Origin of the sequence: Rhizobium sp. BK289 (assembly GCF_014193575.1) — a bacterium.
Taxonomy (GTDB): domain Bacteria; phylum Pseudomonadota; class Alphaproteobacteria; order Rhizobiales; family Rhizobiaceae; genus Rhizobium; species Rhizobium tropici_C.
This window is the reverse complement of record NZ_JACHZO010000006.1, coordinates 39,233-57,718: the sequence shown is the minus strand read 5'-3', so window position 1 is coordinate 57,718 and position 18,486 is coordinate 39,233. Positions and strand designations below refer to the sequence as shown.

General features: G+C 61.2%; 14 protein-coding genes. 6 read left to right on the top strand and 8 right to left on the bottom strand.

The genetic code is table 11. The annotated features are described in order from the left end of the window. Positions 1–53: 53 nt before the first annotated feature. Entirely contained in the window at positions 54–1,076 is a 1,023-nt protein-coding gene (locus FHT84_RS13110; RefSeq protein WP_183762851.1) for a putative sulfate exporter family transporter, read from the top strand. Here the strand turns inward: FHT84_RS13110 and FHT84_RS13105 are convergent. The 6 genes from FHT84_RS13105 to FHT84_RS13080 form a co-directional block, all read right to left on the bottom strand. Beyond that, on the bottom strand, positions 1,039–2,865 hold the full coding sequence (locus FHT84_RS13105; RefSeq protein WP_183762849.1) for an EAL domain-containing protein: 1,827 nt from the start codon (positions 2,863–2,865) through the stop codon (positions 1,039–1,041). The genes FHT84_RS13110 and FHT84_RS13105 overlap by 38 nt on opposite strands. A gap of 232 nt (positions 2,866–3,097) precedes the next feature. Next, positions 3,098–4,882, bottom strand: a complete 1,785-nt coding sequence (locus tag FHT84_RS13100; protein ID WP_210278861.1) for an IlvD/Edd family dehydratase — start codon at positions 4,880–4,882, stop codon at positions 3,098–3,100. 7 nt (positions 4,883–4,889) lie between these two features. Next, positions 4,890–5,774 carry an NAD(P)-dependent oxidoreductase gene (locus FHT84_RS13095; RefSeq protein ID WP_183762843.1) on the bottom strand — a complete coding sequence of 295 codons (885 nt, stop codon included), beginning with the start codon at positions 5,772–5,774 and terminating at the stop codon, positions 4,890–4,892. 338 nt (positions 5,775–6,112) lie between these two features. After that, complete coding sequence (locus tag FHT84_RS13090; RefSeq protein WP_183762839.1) at positions 6,113–9,310, bottom strand: efflux RND transporter permease subunit; 3,198 nt, start codon at positions 9,308–9,310, stop codon at positions 6,113–6,115. Positions 9,311–9,430: 120 nt separating this feature from the next. Further along, positions 9,431–10,621 (bottom strand): efflux RND transporter periplasmic adaptor subunit, encoded by a 1,191-nt coding sequence (locus tag FHT84_RS13085; protein ID WP_112340492.1) that lies wholly within the window; start codon positions 10,619–10,621, stop codon positions 9,431–9,433. 170 nt (positions 10,622–10,791) lie between these two features. Further along, on the bottom strand, positions 10,792–11,604 hold the full coding sequence (locus FHT84_RS13080; protein WP_112340493.1) for an alpha/beta hydrolase: 813 nt from the start codon (positions 11,602–11,604) through the stop codon (positions 10,792–10,794). A gap of 231 nt (positions 11,605–11,835) precedes the next feature. Between FHT84_RS13080 and FHT84_RS13075 the strand changes: the two genes are divergently transcribed. Then, complete coding sequence (locus FHT84_RS13075; RefSeq protein ID WP_112340494.1) at positions 11,836–12,747, top strand: LysR family transcriptional regulator; 912 nt, start codon at positions 11,836–11,838, stop codon at positions 12,745–12,747. Between the two features lie 59 nt (positions 12,748–12,806). Here FHT84_RS13075 and FHT84_RS13070 read toward each other — a convergent pair whose 3' ends face one another. Next, on the bottom strand, positions 12,807–13,265 hold the full coding sequence (locus FHT84_RS13070) for a carboxymuconolactone decarboxylase family protein (protein ID WP_183762836.1): 459 nt from the start codon (positions 13,263–13,265) through the stop codon (positions 12,807–12,809). A 134-nt stretch (positions 13,266–13,399) separates the two neighbouring features. On the opposite strand from FHT84_RS13070, the gene FHT84_RS13065 reads away from it, so the two are divergent. Continuing rightward, a complete protein-coding gene (locus FHT84_RS13065; RefSeq protein WP_183762833.1) occupies positions 13,400–14,284 on the top strand; it encodes a sigma-70 family RNA polymerase sigma factor in 885 nt (294 codons plus the stop codon). 2 nt (positions 14,285–14,286) lie between these two features. Here FHT84_RS13065 and FHT84_RS13060 read toward each other — a convergent pair whose 3' ends face one another. Beyond that, a complete protein-coding gene (locus tag FHT84_RS13060) occupies positions 14,287–15,048 on the bottom strand; it encodes a helix-turn-helix transcriptional regulator (protein WP_145644543.1) in 762 nt (253 codons plus the stop codon). A gap of 136 nt (positions 15,049–15,184) precedes the next feature. On the opposite strand from FHT84_RS13060, the gene FHT84_RS13055 reads away from it, so the two are divergent. The 3 genes from FHT84_RS13055 to FHT84_RS13045 all read left to right on the top strand — a co-directional run bounded on the left by FHT84_RS13055 (position 15,185) and on the right by FHT84_RS13045 (position 18,330). After that, positions 15,185–16,144 (top strand): DMT family transporter, encoded by a 960-nt coding sequence (locus FHT84_RS13055; protein WP_112340498.1) that lies wholly within the window; start codon positions 15,185–15,187, stop codon positions 16,142–16,144. Positions 16,145–16,227: 83 nt separating this feature from the next. After that, complete coding sequence (locus tag FHT84_RS13050) at positions 16,228–16,950, top strand: GntR family transcriptional regulator (protein WP_112340499.1); 723 nt, start codon at positions 16,228–16,230, stop codon at positions 16,948–16,950. 99 nt (positions 16,951–17,049) lie between these two features. Continuing rightward, on the top strand, positions 17,050–18,330 hold the full coding sequence (locus FHT84_RS13045) for a cysteine desulfurase-like protein (RefSeq protein WP_183762830.1): 1,281 nt from the start codon (positions 17,050–17,052) through the stop codon (positions 18,328–18,330). Positions 18,331–18,486: the final 156 nt, after the last annotated feature.

The following is an 18,486-nucleotide window of genomic DNA, read 5'->3' as shown; positions in this document are numbered from 1 at the left end:
AGATGAGACTTTCCTGCCGTCACCGAAGCATACCAAACGAACGACGGCACGATATGTCACTTGCTCGACGCGCAAACACGATCCTCCCCGGCCTCGCACTCACCTGTGCCGTCGCCTCTCTCGCCTATGCCGGCGAACATCTCGAAATCGGCCTGTTCGGAGGCCGATGGATCGAAAGCCTGGTGCTTGCCATCGCGATCGGCATCGCCGTCTGCACTCTCAAGCCGCTGAACCCGGCCATGAAGCCCGGCATCGATTTCAGCGCCAAGACCCTGCTGGAAATCGCCATCGTGCTTCTCGGCGCCTCCATCAGCCTCCCGGCCATTCGCGGCGCCGGCGTCTGGCTGATCGTCGGCATCGCCATTGTTGTCATTTTGTCGATCGCCGCCACCTACGTCATCGGGCGCGCGCTTGGCCTGCCGCCAAGGCTGGCAACGCTGATCGCCTGCGGCAATTCGATATGCGGCAACTCGGCAATCGTAGCCGTGGCCCCCGTGATCGAGGCGGATTCGCAGGAGATCGCAGCCGCACTCGCCTTTACCGCCGTCCTTGGCATTGCGGCAGTGTTTCTGCTGCCGCTTTTCTATTTCCATCTCGGCATGAGCGTACCGCAATACGGCACTCTGGCCGGATTGACCGTCTACGCGGTGCCGCAGGTACTGGCCGCGACCGCGCCCGTCGGTCTGCTCGCCATCCAGACCGGCACGCTCGTCAAGCTTGTCCGCGTCCTGATGCTGGGTCCCGTGATCTTTCTGTTCGGCATCATTACCAAGGCTGAGGCCGTTGGCGCCGACGCCCGCGGCAGCCACCATCATTCGCTTGTTCCCTGGTTCATCTGCGGCTTTCTCGGGCTGATGGCGCTGCGCTCCTTCGGCCTTATTCCGGATACGCTGGTTGCTCCAATGGAGGTGGTCTCGGGCATCCTGACGGTCATCGCCATGGCGGCGCTCGGCTTGTCCGTGAATATCCGCTCCGTCGCGCATGCGGGAGGTCGGGTCATCGCCGCTGCGACGCTATCGCTGCTGATGCTCGGTCTGATCAGCTACGGCTTGATCGCCGTCTTGCAGATCCAGTAGCCCGCGTGCCCGCCGTGGATCGGTTCTTGTCCATGACAAGAGCCGCTTTCAGCAACGCAGCGATCTCGCTTCCAGAAGCGGGATAGCCGATGGCATAGCCTTGCAGCCCGTCGCAGCCGACTTCCGCCAGGATGCGCGCATGTTCTTCGGTCTCGACCCCTTCGGCAACGACCTCGACATTCAAGGCGCGCGCAATATCGACGATGGAACCGACAAGTCGGCGCCGCTCGTCCGATACCGTCACCGCCGTCACCAGTTGCCGGTCGATCTTCAACCGCTTCGGCTTCAACGTGACCAGGCCGATCAGCGACGCGTGTCCCGAGCCGAAATCATCGATTTCTATATCGATTCCCATCTCCTTGATGCCGGCGATATTGGCGAGCACCCGCTCGTCGGGAGCATCGAGAAAGATCGTTTCGACCAGTTCGAAGGCGATGGCATTACGGGGTATCCTGAGCGCCCTCAACCCTTCGATAAGATCCGGATCCGCAAGTCGGCGCCCGGAGATATTGACGGCAATGCGCGGCGGCGAGAGACCTTGCGACACCCAGTCCGACCGGTCGGCAAGCGCGCGCTTCAGGACGGCCGCATCGATCTCCGCGGTGAGCCCGTATTCATCGGCCACCTTCAGGAAGGCGATCGGGCTCAACAATCCCCTTTCCGAATGGCGCCAGCGGGCGAGAGCCTCCAGCCCGACAATGCGGCGGCTGCGGGCATCCACCTGAATTTGATAGAAAGGCTCGATCTGACACAACACCGGCGCCAAACGCAATTCGTCGGCCAGCTGACGTTCCGCCTGCAGGTCGGACTGCAGCTTCGGCGTGAAGAACTCCACCCGGTTGCGACCGAGCTTCTTGGCCTGGAAAAGGGCGACATCGGATTCCGCCAGCAGATTGCCGGCGCCGCCGGCCTCGCTCATGGCCACACCGATGGACGCGCCAATGCTCAGCATCTCACTGCCGAAACGCACCTCGCGTCGCAATCGCCGGAAAATATCATTCGCGATCGCCACCAGCCTCTCGGCGTTACCGACATTCACCAGCACAGCCACGAATTCATCGCCGCCGATACGCGCGACTATATCGTTGGCGGTGATGGCTCCGGATATGCGCGCGGCAGCACTCTGCAATGTCGCGTCTCCGGCCGCATGACCCCATTTGTCGTTGATCTCCTTGAACCCGACGAGATCGATGTGGAGCACGGCCAATGTCTCGATAGATGCGTCGTTACGCAATTCAGCCAATCGCCGATCGAAATAGCGCCGGTTCGGAAGGCCGGTGAGATAATCGTGGTCGGCGGCATGCTCGATTCGCGCGCGGCTCTGCTCCAGCGCAACGGCGCGGGCTTCCGCAATGGCCTTTTGGCTGGTCAGCTCGCGATTGAGCAAAACATCGGCGGTTACATCCCATTCGGCGCCGATGAAGGAAGGCCCGCCGTCGGCATCTTCATAGTAATGCGCGCGCGAACGCAGATGGCGCACCTCACCGCTGGGCAAAATGATGCGGAACTGCGAGTTGTAGAAACCCTTCCCCTCGAGCGCGATCTGGAAGTCGTTGATCGCCCTTTCATGATCCTCCGGATGCAGCGCCTTAAACCAGACATTGGAGGAAACCCGGCGGTTGTGGCGCCCTGTTCCGTAGAGCTTGTGCATCTGCTGGTCCCAGAGCAGCTCCTGCTCGTTGACGTTATGTTGCCAGACGCCGATTTGTGACGCCTCCAGCGCCAGCTCCAGCCTTCTCAAAAGGTCCTGGAACTCTTCTTCGCTTCGCCCTGATATAGTCTCTGCCAAAGAGCTCCACTCCCTTCGGGAACTGAAGAGACCGCATAACTGCCGCAAGTATATATGCACTACTCCCTTTCACGAACTTTAATGGTAGTGCATTGGTCATCAGCAGTTTTCGATATCTGAACCAGAGCATAATGCCGAAAATGCAAACGGCTTCGGAACGACATCTTGCCCCACCTGTCTGTTTCTAGCGCGGATTCAGATTGTAAGTCGATTTTACCTAAATCACCCGGCGCTAGTGGTTATGCCTCGGCGGTATAGCGGCGATATTGCGGAAATCCGCAGCGCCATCGAGGACGGCGCCATCGGAAAGCTGCGTGACCGACCGGCGATAGATCCGCTGCCACGGCGTCGCATCCGGCGGAACGGACGGAATGCCGTCGCCCTTGCGGCGTTCGATTTCGGCTTCGTCGACCAGCATGTCGCATCGGCCATGATTGAAATCGATGCGGATGATGTCGCCGGTCCTGAGCCAGGCAAGGCCGCCGCCGGCGGCACTTTCCGGCGATGCGTTGAGGATGGACGGGCTGTCGGCCGTACCAGACTGGCGACCGTCGCCGATCGTGGGGAGGCTGCGGATGCCCCGCTTCAGAAGCGCGTCCGGCGGCTGCATGTTGACGACCTCGGCCGAACCCGGCCAGCCGATCGGCCCTGCCCCCCGAATGACGAGGATCGTGTTCTCATCGATCCCGAGCTCGGCATCGTTGATGCGCTTGTGATAATCCTCCGATCCGTCGAAGACGACAGCCCTGCCCTCGAACACACCTTCGCGGCCCGGCTCCTGCAGGTAACGGCTGCGGAATTCATCGGAGACGACGCTCATCTTCATGATGGCGAAATCGAACAGATTGCCCTTGAGAACGAGGAAGCCGGCCCGCTCCTTCAGCGGGTCGGCGAAGGGGCGGATGACCTCGCGATCGGTCGCCTCACGACCCTTCAGATTCTCCGCCATCGTTTTGCCCGTGACGGTCGGGCAGCTTCCGTCCAACTTGCCGGCCTGCAGCAGCTCCCACATGATGGCCGGAACGCCGCCGGCGCGATGGAAACGCTCGCCGAGATAGGCGCCTGCCGGCTGCACATTGGCGAGCAGTGGAATGTCGAAGCCATGCACCTGCCAATCGTCGGGATGAAGCTCGACGCCGGCGTGCTTGGCCATGGCGGCGAGATGCGGCTGCGCATTGGTCGAGCCGCCAATGGCGGAATTGACGCGGATGGCATTGAGGAAAGCCTCGCGCGTCAGCACATCGGAAGGCTTGATATCGGCGAGAACCAGCTCGACTGCCCGCCGCCCGGTGCGATAGGCCATCTGTCCCCGCTCGCGATAGGCGCCGGGAATGGCGGCGCAGCCGGTCAGCGACATGCCGAGCGCTTCCGCCATGGCATTCATGGTCGAGGCCGTTCCCATGGTGTTGCAATGGCCGACGGAGGGCGCCGAGGCGAGCGAGGCCTCCATGAATTCTTCCTCGTCGATCTCACCCGCCGCCAGCTTGCGGCGCGACCGCCAGATCACCGTACCCGACCCCGCGAGCTCGCCCTCGTGCCAGCCATCGAGCATCGGGCCACCGGAAAGAACGATCGCCGGAATATTGACGGTCGAGGCTGCCATCAGCGCCGATGGCGTGGTCTTGTCGCAGCCGGTCGTCAGCACGACGCCATCGAGCGGATAGCCGTAGAGCACTTCCACCAGGCCGAGATAGGCAAGATTGCGGTCGAGTGCCGCCGTCGGACGCTTGCAGTTCTCGAAGATCGGATGGGTCGGAAATTCGATCGGAATGCCGCCGGCATCGCGGATACCGTCACGCACGCGCTTGGCAAGATCGAGGTGATGACGATTGCAGGGCGTGAGATCGCTGCCGCTCTGGGCGATGCCGATGATCGGCTTGCCGGAGCGCAGCTCTTCCGGCGTGATGCCGTAGTTCATGAAGCGCTCGAGATAGAGCGCTGTCATATCGATATGATCCGGATTGTCGAACCAGTCCTGCGAACGCAGACGACGCTTGGATGCACCCTTATCGTTCATCACTTCCTCAAGCCTTTCCTCGGGCATTCTTGTCTTCCAAATGCTGCAGCAAACCGCTGTGATCCCGCTCGCCGCCGCCATTCTCGACGAATTCGGCAAATTCGGCTCTCACAGCTTCCGTCAAAGGGAGATGAAGGGCGAGACTCTCCGCCGTCGCCAAGACGGTATCGAGATCCTTCAATTGGTTGCGGGCGGTTCCGCCCGGCTCGAAGTTGCGCTCGATCATGCGCTGGCCATGCAGTTCCAGGATGCGGCTTTCAGCGAAGCCGCCGCGAATGGCGGCACGGAATGCTTCGCGCGAGCCGCCGCCGGCCTCGACCAACAGCATCGCCTCTGCGACGGCTCCGATGGTAACGGCAACGATCTGCTGATTGCCGAGCTTCGCAAGCTGGCCGGTGCCGCTGGGGCCAACATGGGTCACGCGTCCGAGAGGCGCCAAGATATCGCGCACGCTGTCTATCACCTCGGCATCGCCGCCAGCCATGATCGCAAGTGTCCCCCTTTCGGCACCCACGACGCCACCGGAGACCGGAGCATCGATATGCCGGATGCCACGCTCGGCAAGCTTGCCCGCATGTTCGCGGGCAATAGCAGGCGATATCGAGCTATGATCGATCACGATCGCACCGACCTCAAGCACGTCAGCCACGCCGCCACCGAACAGGACCTCGCCGACGGCGCCGCCATTGGTCAGCATGGTGAAAAGAACGGATGCTCCCCGCGCCGCTTCGACCGCCGTATCCGCGACAGACGCGCCGTCGGCAGCCAAGGGTTCCGCCTTGCTGCGGTCGCGATTCCAGACCGTCACCGCGAAACCGGCGGCGAGCAGCTGCCGTGCCATCGGCGCGCCCATCAAGCCCGTACCGAGAAAGGCGATCTTTCTATCCTGCATAAAGTATCCTCCGAATTGCAACGCATCGGACACCGAAACCGGATAGCGAAGCGCCCTTGGTCATGCCGGCGGATCCGGCGACGATCTCGCGCCGCGGCCGACCTCAAAGCTCCACGATCCGCAGGCGACTCCCCACGCCCGATGTACGTCAATCAACTCATCCAAAAGCTTGATAAACCTCTGGAGGCAGCATGCAAAGGAAATCGGCTATCATGCGGCAAATTCTTCGAAAGAAGGGTAAATTAGCCAAAATGAAAATATGATATATGAAAAGGGCGGGACCGAAAGGTCCCGCCCCTTGGCGTGTCGACGACTGGAGTGCCGCTCGGCACCGCCTCCTATTCGGCGGCGATCGGGAGTACCTCCGCCGAATGTTCGTTGTCGTTGTGGTGATGCTGCTTGAGCGGACGGTTGCCCGTCAGCCTGCGGATCAGCACGTAGAAGACCGGCGTCATGAAGATGCCGAAGAAGGTGACGCCAATCATGCCCGAGAACACCGCGACACCCATGGCAGCACGCATTTCGGAACCGGCACCGGTCGAGGTGACCAGCGGCACGACACCCATGATGAAGGCCATGGAGGTCATCAGGATCGGGCGCAGACGCAGGCGGCTGGCTTCGATCGCAGCCTGAACCGGCGTGCGGCCCTCGAATTCCAGCTCGCGGGCGAATTCCACGATCAGGATCGCGTTCTTCGCTGATAGACCGACGAGCACCACCAGGCCGATCTGGGTGAAGATGTTGTTGTCTCCACCTGTGAGCCAGACGCCGGTCAGCGCCGCCAAGACACCCATCGGCACAATCATGATGATGGCGAGCGGCAAGGTCAGGCTCTCGTATTGGGCGGCCAGCACGAGGAAGACCAAGAGCAGCGCCAGCGGAAAGACGACGACGCTGGAATTGCCGGCCAGGATCTGCTGGTAGGTCAAATCAGTCCATTCGAAGTCTATGCCGGGCGGCAACGTCTCATGCAGAATCTTCTCGATCGCTGCCTGTGCCTGGCCTGACGAGAAACCGGGCGCCGGGCCGCCATTGATGTCGGCTGCCAGAAAGCCGTTATAGCGGTTCGTGCGTTCCGGGCCGGTCGTGGCATCCACCTTCAGCAGGGCTGAAAGCGGGATCATCTGACCCGATGCCGAACGAACCTTCAACTGGCCGATATCTTCCGGCTGAGCGCGGAACTTGGCATCGGCCTGCACGCGGACGCTGTAGGTGCGGCCGAATGCGTTGAAGTCGTTCACATAGAGCGAACCGAGATAGATCTGCAGCGTCTGGAAGACGTCGGTGACGGAGACTCCGAGCTGCTCGGCCTTGGAGCGGTCGAGATCGGCAAAGAGCTGCGGCACGTTGATCTGGAAGCTCGAGAAGATGCCGGTGAGCTCCGGTGTCTGGTAAGCCTTGGCGATCACCGCCTTGGCCGCCTGGTCGAGCGCATGGTTGCCGAGGCCGGCGCGATCCTCGATCTGCAGCTTGAAGCCGCCTGTCGTACCGAGACCGTTGACGGGCGGCGGCGGGAACATGGCGATGAAGGCATCCTGGATGGCGCCGAACTTCTGGTTCAGTGCCATGGCGATCGCCCCGCCCGAAAGGTCCGGCGTCTTGCGCTCGTCGAAGTCCTTCAGCGTCACGAAAACGATGCCGGCATTCGAGGAATTGGTGAAGCCGTTGATCGACAGGCCCGGGAAGGCGATCGCATTGGCGACGCCCGGCTGCTTCAGCGCAATGTCCGTCATGCGCTTGATCACGTCTTCCGTACGGTCGAGGCTTGCGGCATCCGGCAACTGTGCGAAGCCGATCAGATACTGCTTGTCCTGCGACGGCACGAAACCGCCTGGAACCGTTGTGAACAGGCTATAGGTCGCTCCCACCAGCGCGAGATAGACCACCATGACGATGCTCTTGCGCGACAGCAGGCCGCCGACGCCCTTGCCGTAGTATTTCGAACCGGCTCCGAATGCCCGGTTGAAGCCGCGGAAGAACCAGCCGAAGACCGCATCCATGATCCGCGTCAACCCATCCTTCGGCGCATGATGACCTTTCAGGAGCAGGGATGCCAGTGCCGGAGACAGGGTGAGCGAGTTGAAGGCCGAGATGACGGTCGAGATGGCGATCGTCAGCGCGAACTGGCGGTAGAACTGGCCGGACAGGCCGGAGATGAAAGCGAGCGGCACGAAGACCGCGACGAGGACCAGCGCGATCGCGATGATCGGGCCGGAGACTTCCTTCATGGCCTTGTAGGTGGCGTCTCGCGGACTGAGCCCGTTCTCGATATTGCGTTCGACGTTCTCCACCACCACGATCGCGTCGTCCACGACGATACCGATCGCCAGCACCAGGCCGAACAGACTAAGCGCGTTGATCGAGAAGCCGAAGACATACATCACCGCAAAGGTGCCGATGATCGACACGGGAACGGCGATCAGCGGGATGATCGAGGCACGCCATGTCTGCAGGAACAGGATGACGACGAGAACGACGAGGGCGATGGCTTCGAGCAGCGTGTCGATAACCTTCTCGATCGAGGCGCGGACGAATTTCGTCGTGTCGTAGACGATCTCGTACTTGACGCCGGCAGGCATGGCCTGCTGCAGCACGTCCATGGTCGAGCGCACGTTGTTCGCGATCTCGATGGCGTTCGAACCGGGCGCTTGGAGAACGGCGACGGCGACGGCCGGCTTGCCGTCGAGCAGCGAACGCAGCGTATAGTCTTCCGCGCCGAGCTCGACGCGGGCGACGTCGCGAAGGCGGGTGATTTCGCCATTGGCGCCCGTCTTGACGATGATGTTGCCGAACTCCTCAGGCGTGCGCAGGCGGCCTTGGGCGTTGACGTTGAGCTGCAGATCCACGCCCGGCCGGCTGGGTGAGGCACCGATGATGCCAGCCGCAGCCTGGACGTTCTGGGAGCTGATCGCATTGCTGATGTCGCTGGCCGCAAGATTATGTTCGGCGGCCTTCTGCGGATCGATCCATACGCGCATGGAATAGTCGCCGGCGCCGAAGACCTGCACCTGGCCGACGCCTTCGATCCGGGCGAGTCGATCCTTGATGTTCAGGGTCGCATAGTTTCGCAGATAGGTGATGTCGTGGTCGGCTCCGTCCGAGACGAGGTTGACGACCACGATAAAGTTGGGCGAGCTCTTGATGGTCGTAATGCCGAGGGCACGGACTTCCGCGGGCAGGCGCGGCTCGGCCTGCGAAACGCGGTTTTGCACGAGCTGCTGCGCCTTGTCCGGATCGGTGCCGAGCTTGAAGGTGACCGTCACATTGAGAGCGCCGTCTGATGTCGCCTGGCTGGACATGTAGAGCATGCCCTCGACGCCGTTGATCTGCTCTTCGAGCGGGGTCGCCACCGTTTCGGCAATGACGGTCGGGTTGGCGCCGGGATAGGTGGCATGCACGACAATCGAGGGAGGCACGACCTCCGGATATTCGGAGATCGGCAGCGCTCTGAGGCCGATCAGGCCGGCGACCACGATGAGGACCGAAAGAACACCGGCAAAGACCGGTCGGTCGACAAAGAATCTGGAGATGTTCATATCAAAGCCCCCTCTGGGGTGAGAACGGATGCAAAATTCCTGTCCGACGATTTGAGAGCCGCCGGCGGATCATGTGATTTCGGAATGTCGGCCTTCTGCCCACGGGCAGAAGGCGAAGTCTTACTGAGCGGTCGCGACCTTCTCTGCCAACTGCGGTGCGACGACTGCACCGGGACGGATGCGCTGCAGCCCGTTGACGACGATCTTTTCGCCGGCTTTCAGGCCGTTCTCGATCACGCGCTGGCCGTCAGCCAGCGACCCGAGCTGAACCTGCCGGTAATTGACCTTGTTCTCGCCATCCACGACAAAGACGAACTTCTTGTCCTGGTCGGTACCGACTGCGCGGTCGTCGATGACGATCCTGTTCTCGGCCTTCGGCTGGCCCATACGGACCCGCACGAACTGACCTGGGATGAGACGACCGCCCGGATTATCGAATACGGCGCGAACGCTGACGGTGCCGCTCGCCGCATCGACCTCGTTGTCGATCAACTGCAACTTGCCCTTGATCGGGGTGCCGTTGTCGCTTGCCGTCCCGATCTGAACCGGGATCTGCTCGACCGGCGGAGCCACGCCATTGCTGGTGGGCAGCTCGGAGAGCGCCTGGGTGACGGTCTGTTCGTTGGCGCTGAAGCTCGCATAGATCGGATCAACCGAAACGAGCGTCGTCAATGCCGGTGAAGAAGAACCGGCGGCCACGAGATTGCCGACGGTGACGGCGATCTTGCCGACGCGGCCGGCGATCGGAGCGCGAACCTGCGTATAGTCGAGGTTCAGCTGCGCGGTCTGCAAGGCCGCTTGCGCCGCCTTCAGATTGGCCTCGGCTTCGGCATAGTTGCTTGTGCGCGTGTCCATGTCGCTCTGCGAAATGGTCTTGTTGTCGAAGAGCTTCTGTCCGCGACCGACTTCGACCTTGGCGAGATCGAGCTTGGCTTTTGCTGCTCCGACCTGGGCCTGAGCCTGGGCGACGGCCGCCTCATAGGGTGCGGGATCGATCGTCACCAGCAGGTCGCCCTGCTTGACCAAGGCGCCTTCGCGGAAATGCACGGACTGGATTGCGCCGGCGACACGCGGCCGGATTTCAACCCGGTCGATGGCTTCGAGCCGGCCGGAAAATTCCTGCCAGGAGGTGACATCGCGCTGCTCGACGGCGGCAACCGTAACGGGGATAGCCGGCGGTGCCGCCTGGCTGGCCGTTTCCGTCGCCTGAGCACCGCGCGGCAGCTCCAGATAGAAAGCCGCACCTGCAACAGCCGCAGCAACACCCATGCCAGCGCCCCACAGGGCCCAGCTTTTACCGTTGGACTTCATGTTGGTCTCTCCTTTGGTCCCGCCTTGGGACACGGGACCGAAAATTCCTATCGTCTCAATAAAATCAGGGGCCGAAGCGTGCGCATTCGCGTGACCACCGCTCCGGTCTCGTGCCTTCGACGCCTCACCCCATTCGCGCTTGTCTCTCGCGGACGGAATAGTCTAGCCGATCAAGCCTGCACGTCTTCGACAAACCCCTTGAAACAGCAACAGATATCCTGCTGCCACGAAGGCCTGTCTTTCGACTGCCCGCCATAGAGGGTGGGCCAGCCTGTCCCGGCGGGAAGGACTTGCTGGCGAACACGGACGCCAGCCGCTTTCAGCCGGCTGCCGTATTCCATGCTCTCGTCGCGGAGCGGGTCGTCCTCGGCCGTGAGCACCAATGCCGGCGCGAGGCCCGAAAGCCGCGAACAGTATCGAGGCGCTGCATAAGGATGGCAGACACCGCCCAGGAAGCCCAGGTATCGGTTCCAGCCGTCCGTCCAGCGCTCGCGCATGCCGCTTTCCTCCGCCTGGAGGAAAGATTTCGATCCCATGAAAGGATCAAGCAAAGGCGAAATCAGCACCTGTCCGTCCAGCGAACCGGGCATCTGATCGCGCGCCTTTAAAGCGACACCCGCTGCAACATTGCCACCCGATTCCTCTCCGGCGACAAACAGCAGCGATTTTTTCGCTCCACCCAGCGCAAGCATATTCCGCTTGTTGCTGAGGTAGGCGAGAATTCCGTAGGCACATTCGAGCACCTTCGGAAAAGCATTCTGATTGCCGCTCGTATAATCCGCGGCAACCACGATGGCACCAGCCTCGGCGAGACTTGCCGCCACCGGCCTGTCGGTTGCGTGATCGGTGTCGAGGAAAGCGCCGCCGTGCAGATAAAGCACGAGAGGTGCCGCCTTCTTCAAACCTTCGCCGTTGTAGATCCGGGCTTCCACGGGCCCCGTAGGCACGTTTTCCAGCACAACATCTTTCCACGGCGCACTCATCGACCAATTCCTTGTCTGCTCGAGCGAATATGATTCAATTCAGCAGCGGTCTATCCGGCTTTGCAATCATATTCTCGAATGCGGTCTTTGGCGCCCCCATGCCGCATTGCAACAATCACGATAAAAACATATTGTTATTCCGCTTCGAGAATAAGTAGCATATATTCGATCAGACTATTCACGATTACAAACAATCGGCCTCTTTTCTTTACGGTCCAGGGATATCATAGAATGGATCAGTTATCAGCAATGCGGGCATTCGCGCGTGTGGTGGAAACGGGTAATTTCACCCGCGCCGCAGCTGCCCTTTCCATGCCGAAGGCGACGGTGACGACGCTCATCCAGTCGCTCGAGGCGCATCTGCATGCCAAGCTCCTCAACCGCACGACCCGGCGCGTCATGGTGACGACGGACGGCGCGCTCTATTACGAACGCGCGGTTCAGATCCTTTCGGAAATAGAGGAGCTGGACGGCAGCATCAGCAATTCACAGAGCCTGCCGAGCGGGCGCCTGCGTGTCGAAATGGCCGGCGCCTTCGCCGAGAAGATCGTCATGCCGGCGCTATGCGATTTCCATCAACGCTATCCCGATATCCATATCGACCTCGGTGTCGGCGACCGTCTGGTGGATTATCTGGCCGAGAATGTCGATTGTGCGCTGCGCGCCGGCATGCCGAGCGACCAGTCTCTGATTGCCCGCCGCGTCGGTGAAGTACACCTCATCACCTGTGCGGCGCCGCTTTACATCGAGAAGCATGGCTTCCCCGAACGGCCGGAGGATTTGGAAACCAGCCATTATGCAGTCAGCTATTTTCGCGCGCAAACCGGCCGGACGATTCCTTTCCTGTTCGAACATGGCAACGAGGCATTGGAAATCAGCCCTCGCTATATCCTTTCGGTGAATGACAGCCGCAGCTATCTCCAGGCGGCATTGATGGGGCTTGGCATCGCGCAGGTTCCGAGCTTCATGGCTCGGGATGCGCTTGCAAGCGGCGAGCTCGTTCCCATTCTTCCCGCGTGGACCCGGCCATCACTGCCCTTGCATATCGTCTATCCGCCCAACCGGCACCTCAGCAACAAGGTGCGTGTCTTCGTGGACTGGATGGCGAAATTGCTGGTGACCTCGCGAGTAGGCGAGGTTTGAGAATCCAGGCCACCTTCCTCCTCTTGCTGTGAGAAGAAGGTGGCGCTCATTGCGGACGATCAGTTCCAGGATGCGCCTGCCTGCTGGCGGACGGTCGAGTTCAGCCGGTTCCAGACATTGTCGATGGCGATCGCGACGATCAGCGCCGACAGGGCCTTCTCGTCAAAATGCTTTGCCGCTTCGTTCCAGATCTCATCGCTGACGGCATCGGGCCGATCGGCAAGCCGGGTAGCCGCCTCCCCGAGAGCGAGAGCAGCTCGCTCCGCATCCGAAAAATAGGGCATTTCGCGCCAGGCCGAGACGCCGACGATTCGCTCGATCGTTTCGCCGGCTTTCTGAAGCTTGCGAAAGCCCATGTCGGTGCAGACACTGCAGCCGTTGATCTGGCTAACACGCAGATGCACGAGGTCCATGATATTTTCCGAAAGGCCCTGATCCTTGATCGAATTGCTGACGGCCAAAAGCGCCTGCAGCGTTTCTGGCAGAACGAGGGCTGGGTTCTTCATACGAGCTTGCATATCTATTTCCTCTGATTGTGAGAGCATGGTTGCGGCTCAAGTCCGGACGATGCACTTTCCTGCCGATCCGCTGTCACACCGGCCGGATTTCACTCGTCATGGGTCTGACGAAACGAGATGAGGGAATGTGACCGATGGACGAAAAAAAGTGGCAGGCTGAAAAATTCGAGGCAAACCGGCCGCATCTTCGCGCGGTCGCCTATCGCATGCTCGGCTCGCGGACGGAGGCCGAAGATGCGGTGCAGGAAACATGGCTGCGCCTGATGAGGAGCGATACCTCCGGCATCGAAAACCTCAGCGGATGGCTGACGACAGTGACGGCGCGCATCTGCCTCGATCTGCTGCGGTCACGCAAATCCCGCCGCGAAGAGCCGCTGACAGTCCAGATCCCCGAACCGATGGTCGTGCATGAGGCTGGTAACGGCACCGATCCGGAACAGGATGCATTGCTGGCCGATTCCGTCGGCCTTGCCCTCCTTGTCGTGCTGGAGAAGCTGAATCCCGCCGAACGGCTTGCCTTCGTCCTGCACGATATGTTCGACGTCTCCTTCGACGAGATCGCCCCGATTCTGGGACGCACGACAGTCGCGACGCGCCAGCTTGCAAGCCGTGCCCGCCGCCGCGTGCAGGATACGCCGTTAACGACGGAGGCCGATCTTACCCGTCAGCGCCATGTCGTCGATGCCTTCTTCGCTGCCTCGCGTGACGGCGACCTGCAGGCGCTGCTCGCCGTCCTCGACCCCCAAGCCGTCTTCCGGCCGGATGCCGTTGCCGCCCGCATGGGCGCGGCAGGCGAAATCCGCGGGCGCGTGGATGTCGCCAAGACCTTCCAGGGCCGTGCACGGGGAGCCCGGCTGGCGGTTATCAACGGCGCCGTCGGCGCTATCGTTGTCATCGACGGACAGCTGCGCATCGCTCTTCGTTGCACCTTCAATGCGGATGGCATGATTAACGTCATCGACGCGATGGCCGATCCGGAAGAACTGCGCAAGCTCGAGATCGTTTTAATTGAAACCTGAAATTAGCGCATCTGCATCGGGCTCGTGCCCGTCAGCCGGCGGAACATGGCGATAAAGGCGGAAGCATTGCCGTAACCCAACTGCGCCGCGATCCGGTGCACCGGCTCACCGGCCTCGATCAGCGAAAGCGCCGCGACGAGCTTCAGCCGCTGCCGCCACTCGTTGAAGGAGAGGCCTAGATCCTCCTGGCATCGGCGCGATAATGTGCGCTCGGTCGTCCCCATCCTGCGCGCCCATTCTGAAAGAGAATGCCGGTCGCCGGGGTCGGCCTGCAAAGCGCTCAGCACCGGACCGAGCAGTGGATCGTCGGAAAGCGGCAGATAGCTCTCGCAGCGTGGCGCCAGGCGAATCTGATCGACCAGCACCTGAGCAAGCCGCAGGTCCTCGGTTGTTTCGGGTATGGTGACATCACGCGCCGCAAAATCCGCCAGGATCGCCTTCAGCAGCGGGCTGATGCCGAGCGTGGAAGGCCTGTCCGGCAGATCGTGGCAGAGCGCGCGTTCGACATAGACGGTGACATAGCGCAGGTCATGCTGGTTATAGGCACCATGCATAGTGTCCGGCGGCAGCCAGATGGCATAATGCGGTGGTGACAGATAGCGCACGCCCTCGATGTCGAACTCGCAGACACCGATAAGCGCATAGTTGAGCTCGCCCCAGGGCTGGCTCTTTCTGGGAAAAACCGTGCCTGCCCTATAATTCTCGGTTCGGAAGGAAACCGGATTTGGCGGATCGCCCTCGATGCGTGGAGACCTGACGGACATGTCCTCATTTCGCTACTGATGTCTTAATCTCGCTATATACCAGAATTCGGACAGACGATAGAAACACTTCGGGACGGCGATCCACGTCCGCCCTCCTTTGTTTCGCCCAGGCCCGAGGATGACGAGAGACATTCATATGAGCACCCAGCCGAACGTTTCCGCTACCATCGTCGGCGTGGCCGGACTTGCGCCGCTGCTGACGGTACTGATCTGGTCCGGCAACACCGTGGTCACCAAGGCATCCGCAGGCGTGATCTCGCCGGGCTCGATCTCCTTCTATCGCTGGCTGCTCGCCTTCGTCGTGCTCCTGCCTTTCGTTGGCCGCGCGGCATGGCACAACCGCGCCCTGCTCCGGCAGCACTGGCTGAAACTCGCCACGCTCGGTGCCCTTGGCATGGTGATTTATCAGAGCCTCGCCTATGAGGCGGCCAAGACCACCTCGGCCGTCAATATGGGTGTCATTGTTGCTCTGATGCCGTTGCTGTCGACGTTTTTCGCAAGCCTTCTGGCCGGAGAGAAACTGACTGCAACAAGCCTTATAGGCGGCGGCATTTCATTGATCGGGCTCGTCTATTTGACATCGCAGGGCGATCCGATACGTCTTGTGGATGGCGGTTTCCATATCGGTGACGGCCTGATGATCATCGCCGTCCTCTCGAATGCGCTCTATGGCGTCATGCTGAGGCGCTGGACGATGCCGATTCCCATGTGGCAGCAGCTTTTCTGGCAGATCGGCTTTTCAACCCTGTTGCTGATCCCGATCTTCCTGATGGGTGATATCTCGCCGATCACCACGGCCAACCTGCCGCTAATTCTCTATGCCGCGATCCCGACCTCCCTGGTCGCGCCCCTCTGCTGGATGATCGGCATTCAGAGGCTCGGAGCCAGTCGCACCTCGCTGCTGATCAATCTCCTGCCGATCATCGTTGCGGCACTGGCCTGGGCGCTGCTTGGAGAACAGCTGCATGCCTATCATGCGATCGGCGGCGCTCTTGCCCTCATCGGCGTCGGGCTTGGCCTGCGAAAGACCCCGGCGAAGAAGGAGGAAGCCGCACCTGCAGCGGATGAGGCGGGCTGGAAGGCCGAGGAGGCCTGATCGCCATTCCGAGAGGCCCCTTTCCTTTCGCCCGCCCTTCGTTCTACCATGAACGAGTCCCGATAAGCGGAGAGGAAACAAGCGTGCGCATAGCCCTGGAACCGGTGTCCTCCAGAACGACGATCCAGGAGAGCGTCTATCAGCAGCTGCGAAACGCGCTGATGGCCGGCAATTTCGATCCCGGCCAGACGCTGACCATCGCCTCGCTTGCCGAAACCTTCGGAACCAGCAACATGCCGGTGCGCGAGGCCCTGCGCCGGCTCGCCGCTGAAAACGCGCTTGAGGTCGCGGCAAACGGCTCGGCCCGCATCCCCATTGTCACGCTCGCCCGCTTGGACGATCTCTGCCGCGCCCGCATCGCCGTAGAGGGCCTGGCCGCGGAGCTCGGCATGCCGAACCTCACCCCGACAGACATTGAAGCGCTCGAGCGCATCGCCGGCGAACAGCATGTGATCGGCCGCGGCGCCAATGTTTACGACCTGATGGCCAAGAACCAGCAGTTCCACTTCACCATCTATCGCGCCTCCGGCTCCGAGGTGCTGCTGCAGCTGATCGAAACCTTGTGGCTGCGCTTCGGCCCCTACATGCGCATGCTTTCCGCCTCGGTCGAGCCTTTGATGCGCAGCGGCGAACTCGATCCCGCCGGCGAGCATGTTGCCGTTGTCAACGCTTTAAAGATCGGGGACTTCGCCGCCGCTCGCGACGGTATCGTCGCCGACATAAGCCGTACCCACGAAATCCTCCGGGATTATTGCCCGGCCACGCAGGATGAGCCGCGCAAAGGCTCCGGCTCCGGCCGCCGCTAGCTTCAAAAAGAGACTGAGAAATTTGGTTGAACCTTAAAGTATTTTGTGATCAAATGATCAAAATTGAGATTTCAATCCCATAATCAGAGCGAGATCCCCATGAACTCCGCCGCTTCCGCATCGCAATTCGCCGGCCACAACAGCTTCCCGGTCGACGAGGTCCGCGCCATGTTCCCGGCCATCCGGAAGGCTGGCGATTTCGTCTTTCTCGATAATGCAGGCGGCGCGCAAGTGCCTCAGACGGTCGTCGATGCGGTTGCCAATCACCTCATCGATTTCAACGTCCAGCGCATGGCGAAATACCAGCACAGCCAGGGTGTCGACCGCAATCTGGAAGAAGCCCGCGAAAGCGTCGCCATGCTGGTCAACGCCTATCGCCCGGAAGAAATCTCCTTCGGCCAGAACGCAACCTCCTTCATCCGTCTTGTCAGCCTCGGCATTGCCAAGCTGCTCGGCGAGCGCAACGAGATCGTCGTCACCGACATGGATCACGACGCCAACATCGCCACCTGGATGGCACTGGAAGCCGAGGGCGCCAAGATCGTCTGGTGGCGCATGCGCGAGGACGGCACGCTGCATGTGGAAGACCTGAAGCCGCTCCTGAACGACAAGACCCGCCTCGTCGCCTGCACCGTCACCGCGCATTCCATCGGCACCATCGTCGATGTCGCTAGCGTCTGCAAACTGGCGCAGGCAGCCGGCGCTGAAACCTTCCTCGATTGCGTCCATTACGGCCCGCATGGTCTGATCGACGTGCAGGCCTGGGGCTGCGACTATCTCGTCTGCTCCGGCTACAAGAATTTCTCGCCGCATATGGGCTTCCTCTGGGGCCGCTACGACGCGCTGGTCAGATTGCCGACATTCAAGGAAGACTTCATTCCGGACGTACCGCCCTACAAGATCGAAGTCGGCACCTTCACCTATGAGAACGTCGCCGGCATGAATGCCGCGGTCAAATATCTCGAAGGCCTTGGCCGCCGCTTCCTGCCGACCGGTGACCACAGCCGTCGCGAGGCGCTTGCAGCCGCCATGGGCGCAATCCGCCAATACGAACTGATGCTCTCGCGCGAGATGATCGCGGTTCTAAAGCGCCACGGCGCGGTCATCTACGGCATCTCCGACGAGGCACGTCTCGAACAACGCGTTCCCACGATCTGCTTCAATATGCCGGGCATCACGCCGCAGGAATTTGCCGGCGAGATGGGCAAGCAGCGCGTCGGCCTGCGTGACGGCCACATGTTCGCACCACGCCTGATGAAGCGCCTCGGCTTGTCCATGGAAACGGGTGCCATTCGCGTGTCGCTGGTGCATTATAACAAGATCGAAGAGATCGCGCGGTTCGACGCGGTCCTGACCGAGATCATGGCGCGGCGCAAGTAAGCCGTGCCTCAGAGCGGTGGCGGCGCCCGAACAACTCCGCCGCCGCAATGCCTCCGTGCTGGTGCTTGATGGCACGGAAAGCTGTTTTGAACACAGAGCAGATTGCCGTTTCGCAGTTGTATCTTTCGGTCTATCCCTTGATGGGAGACCGCTAAA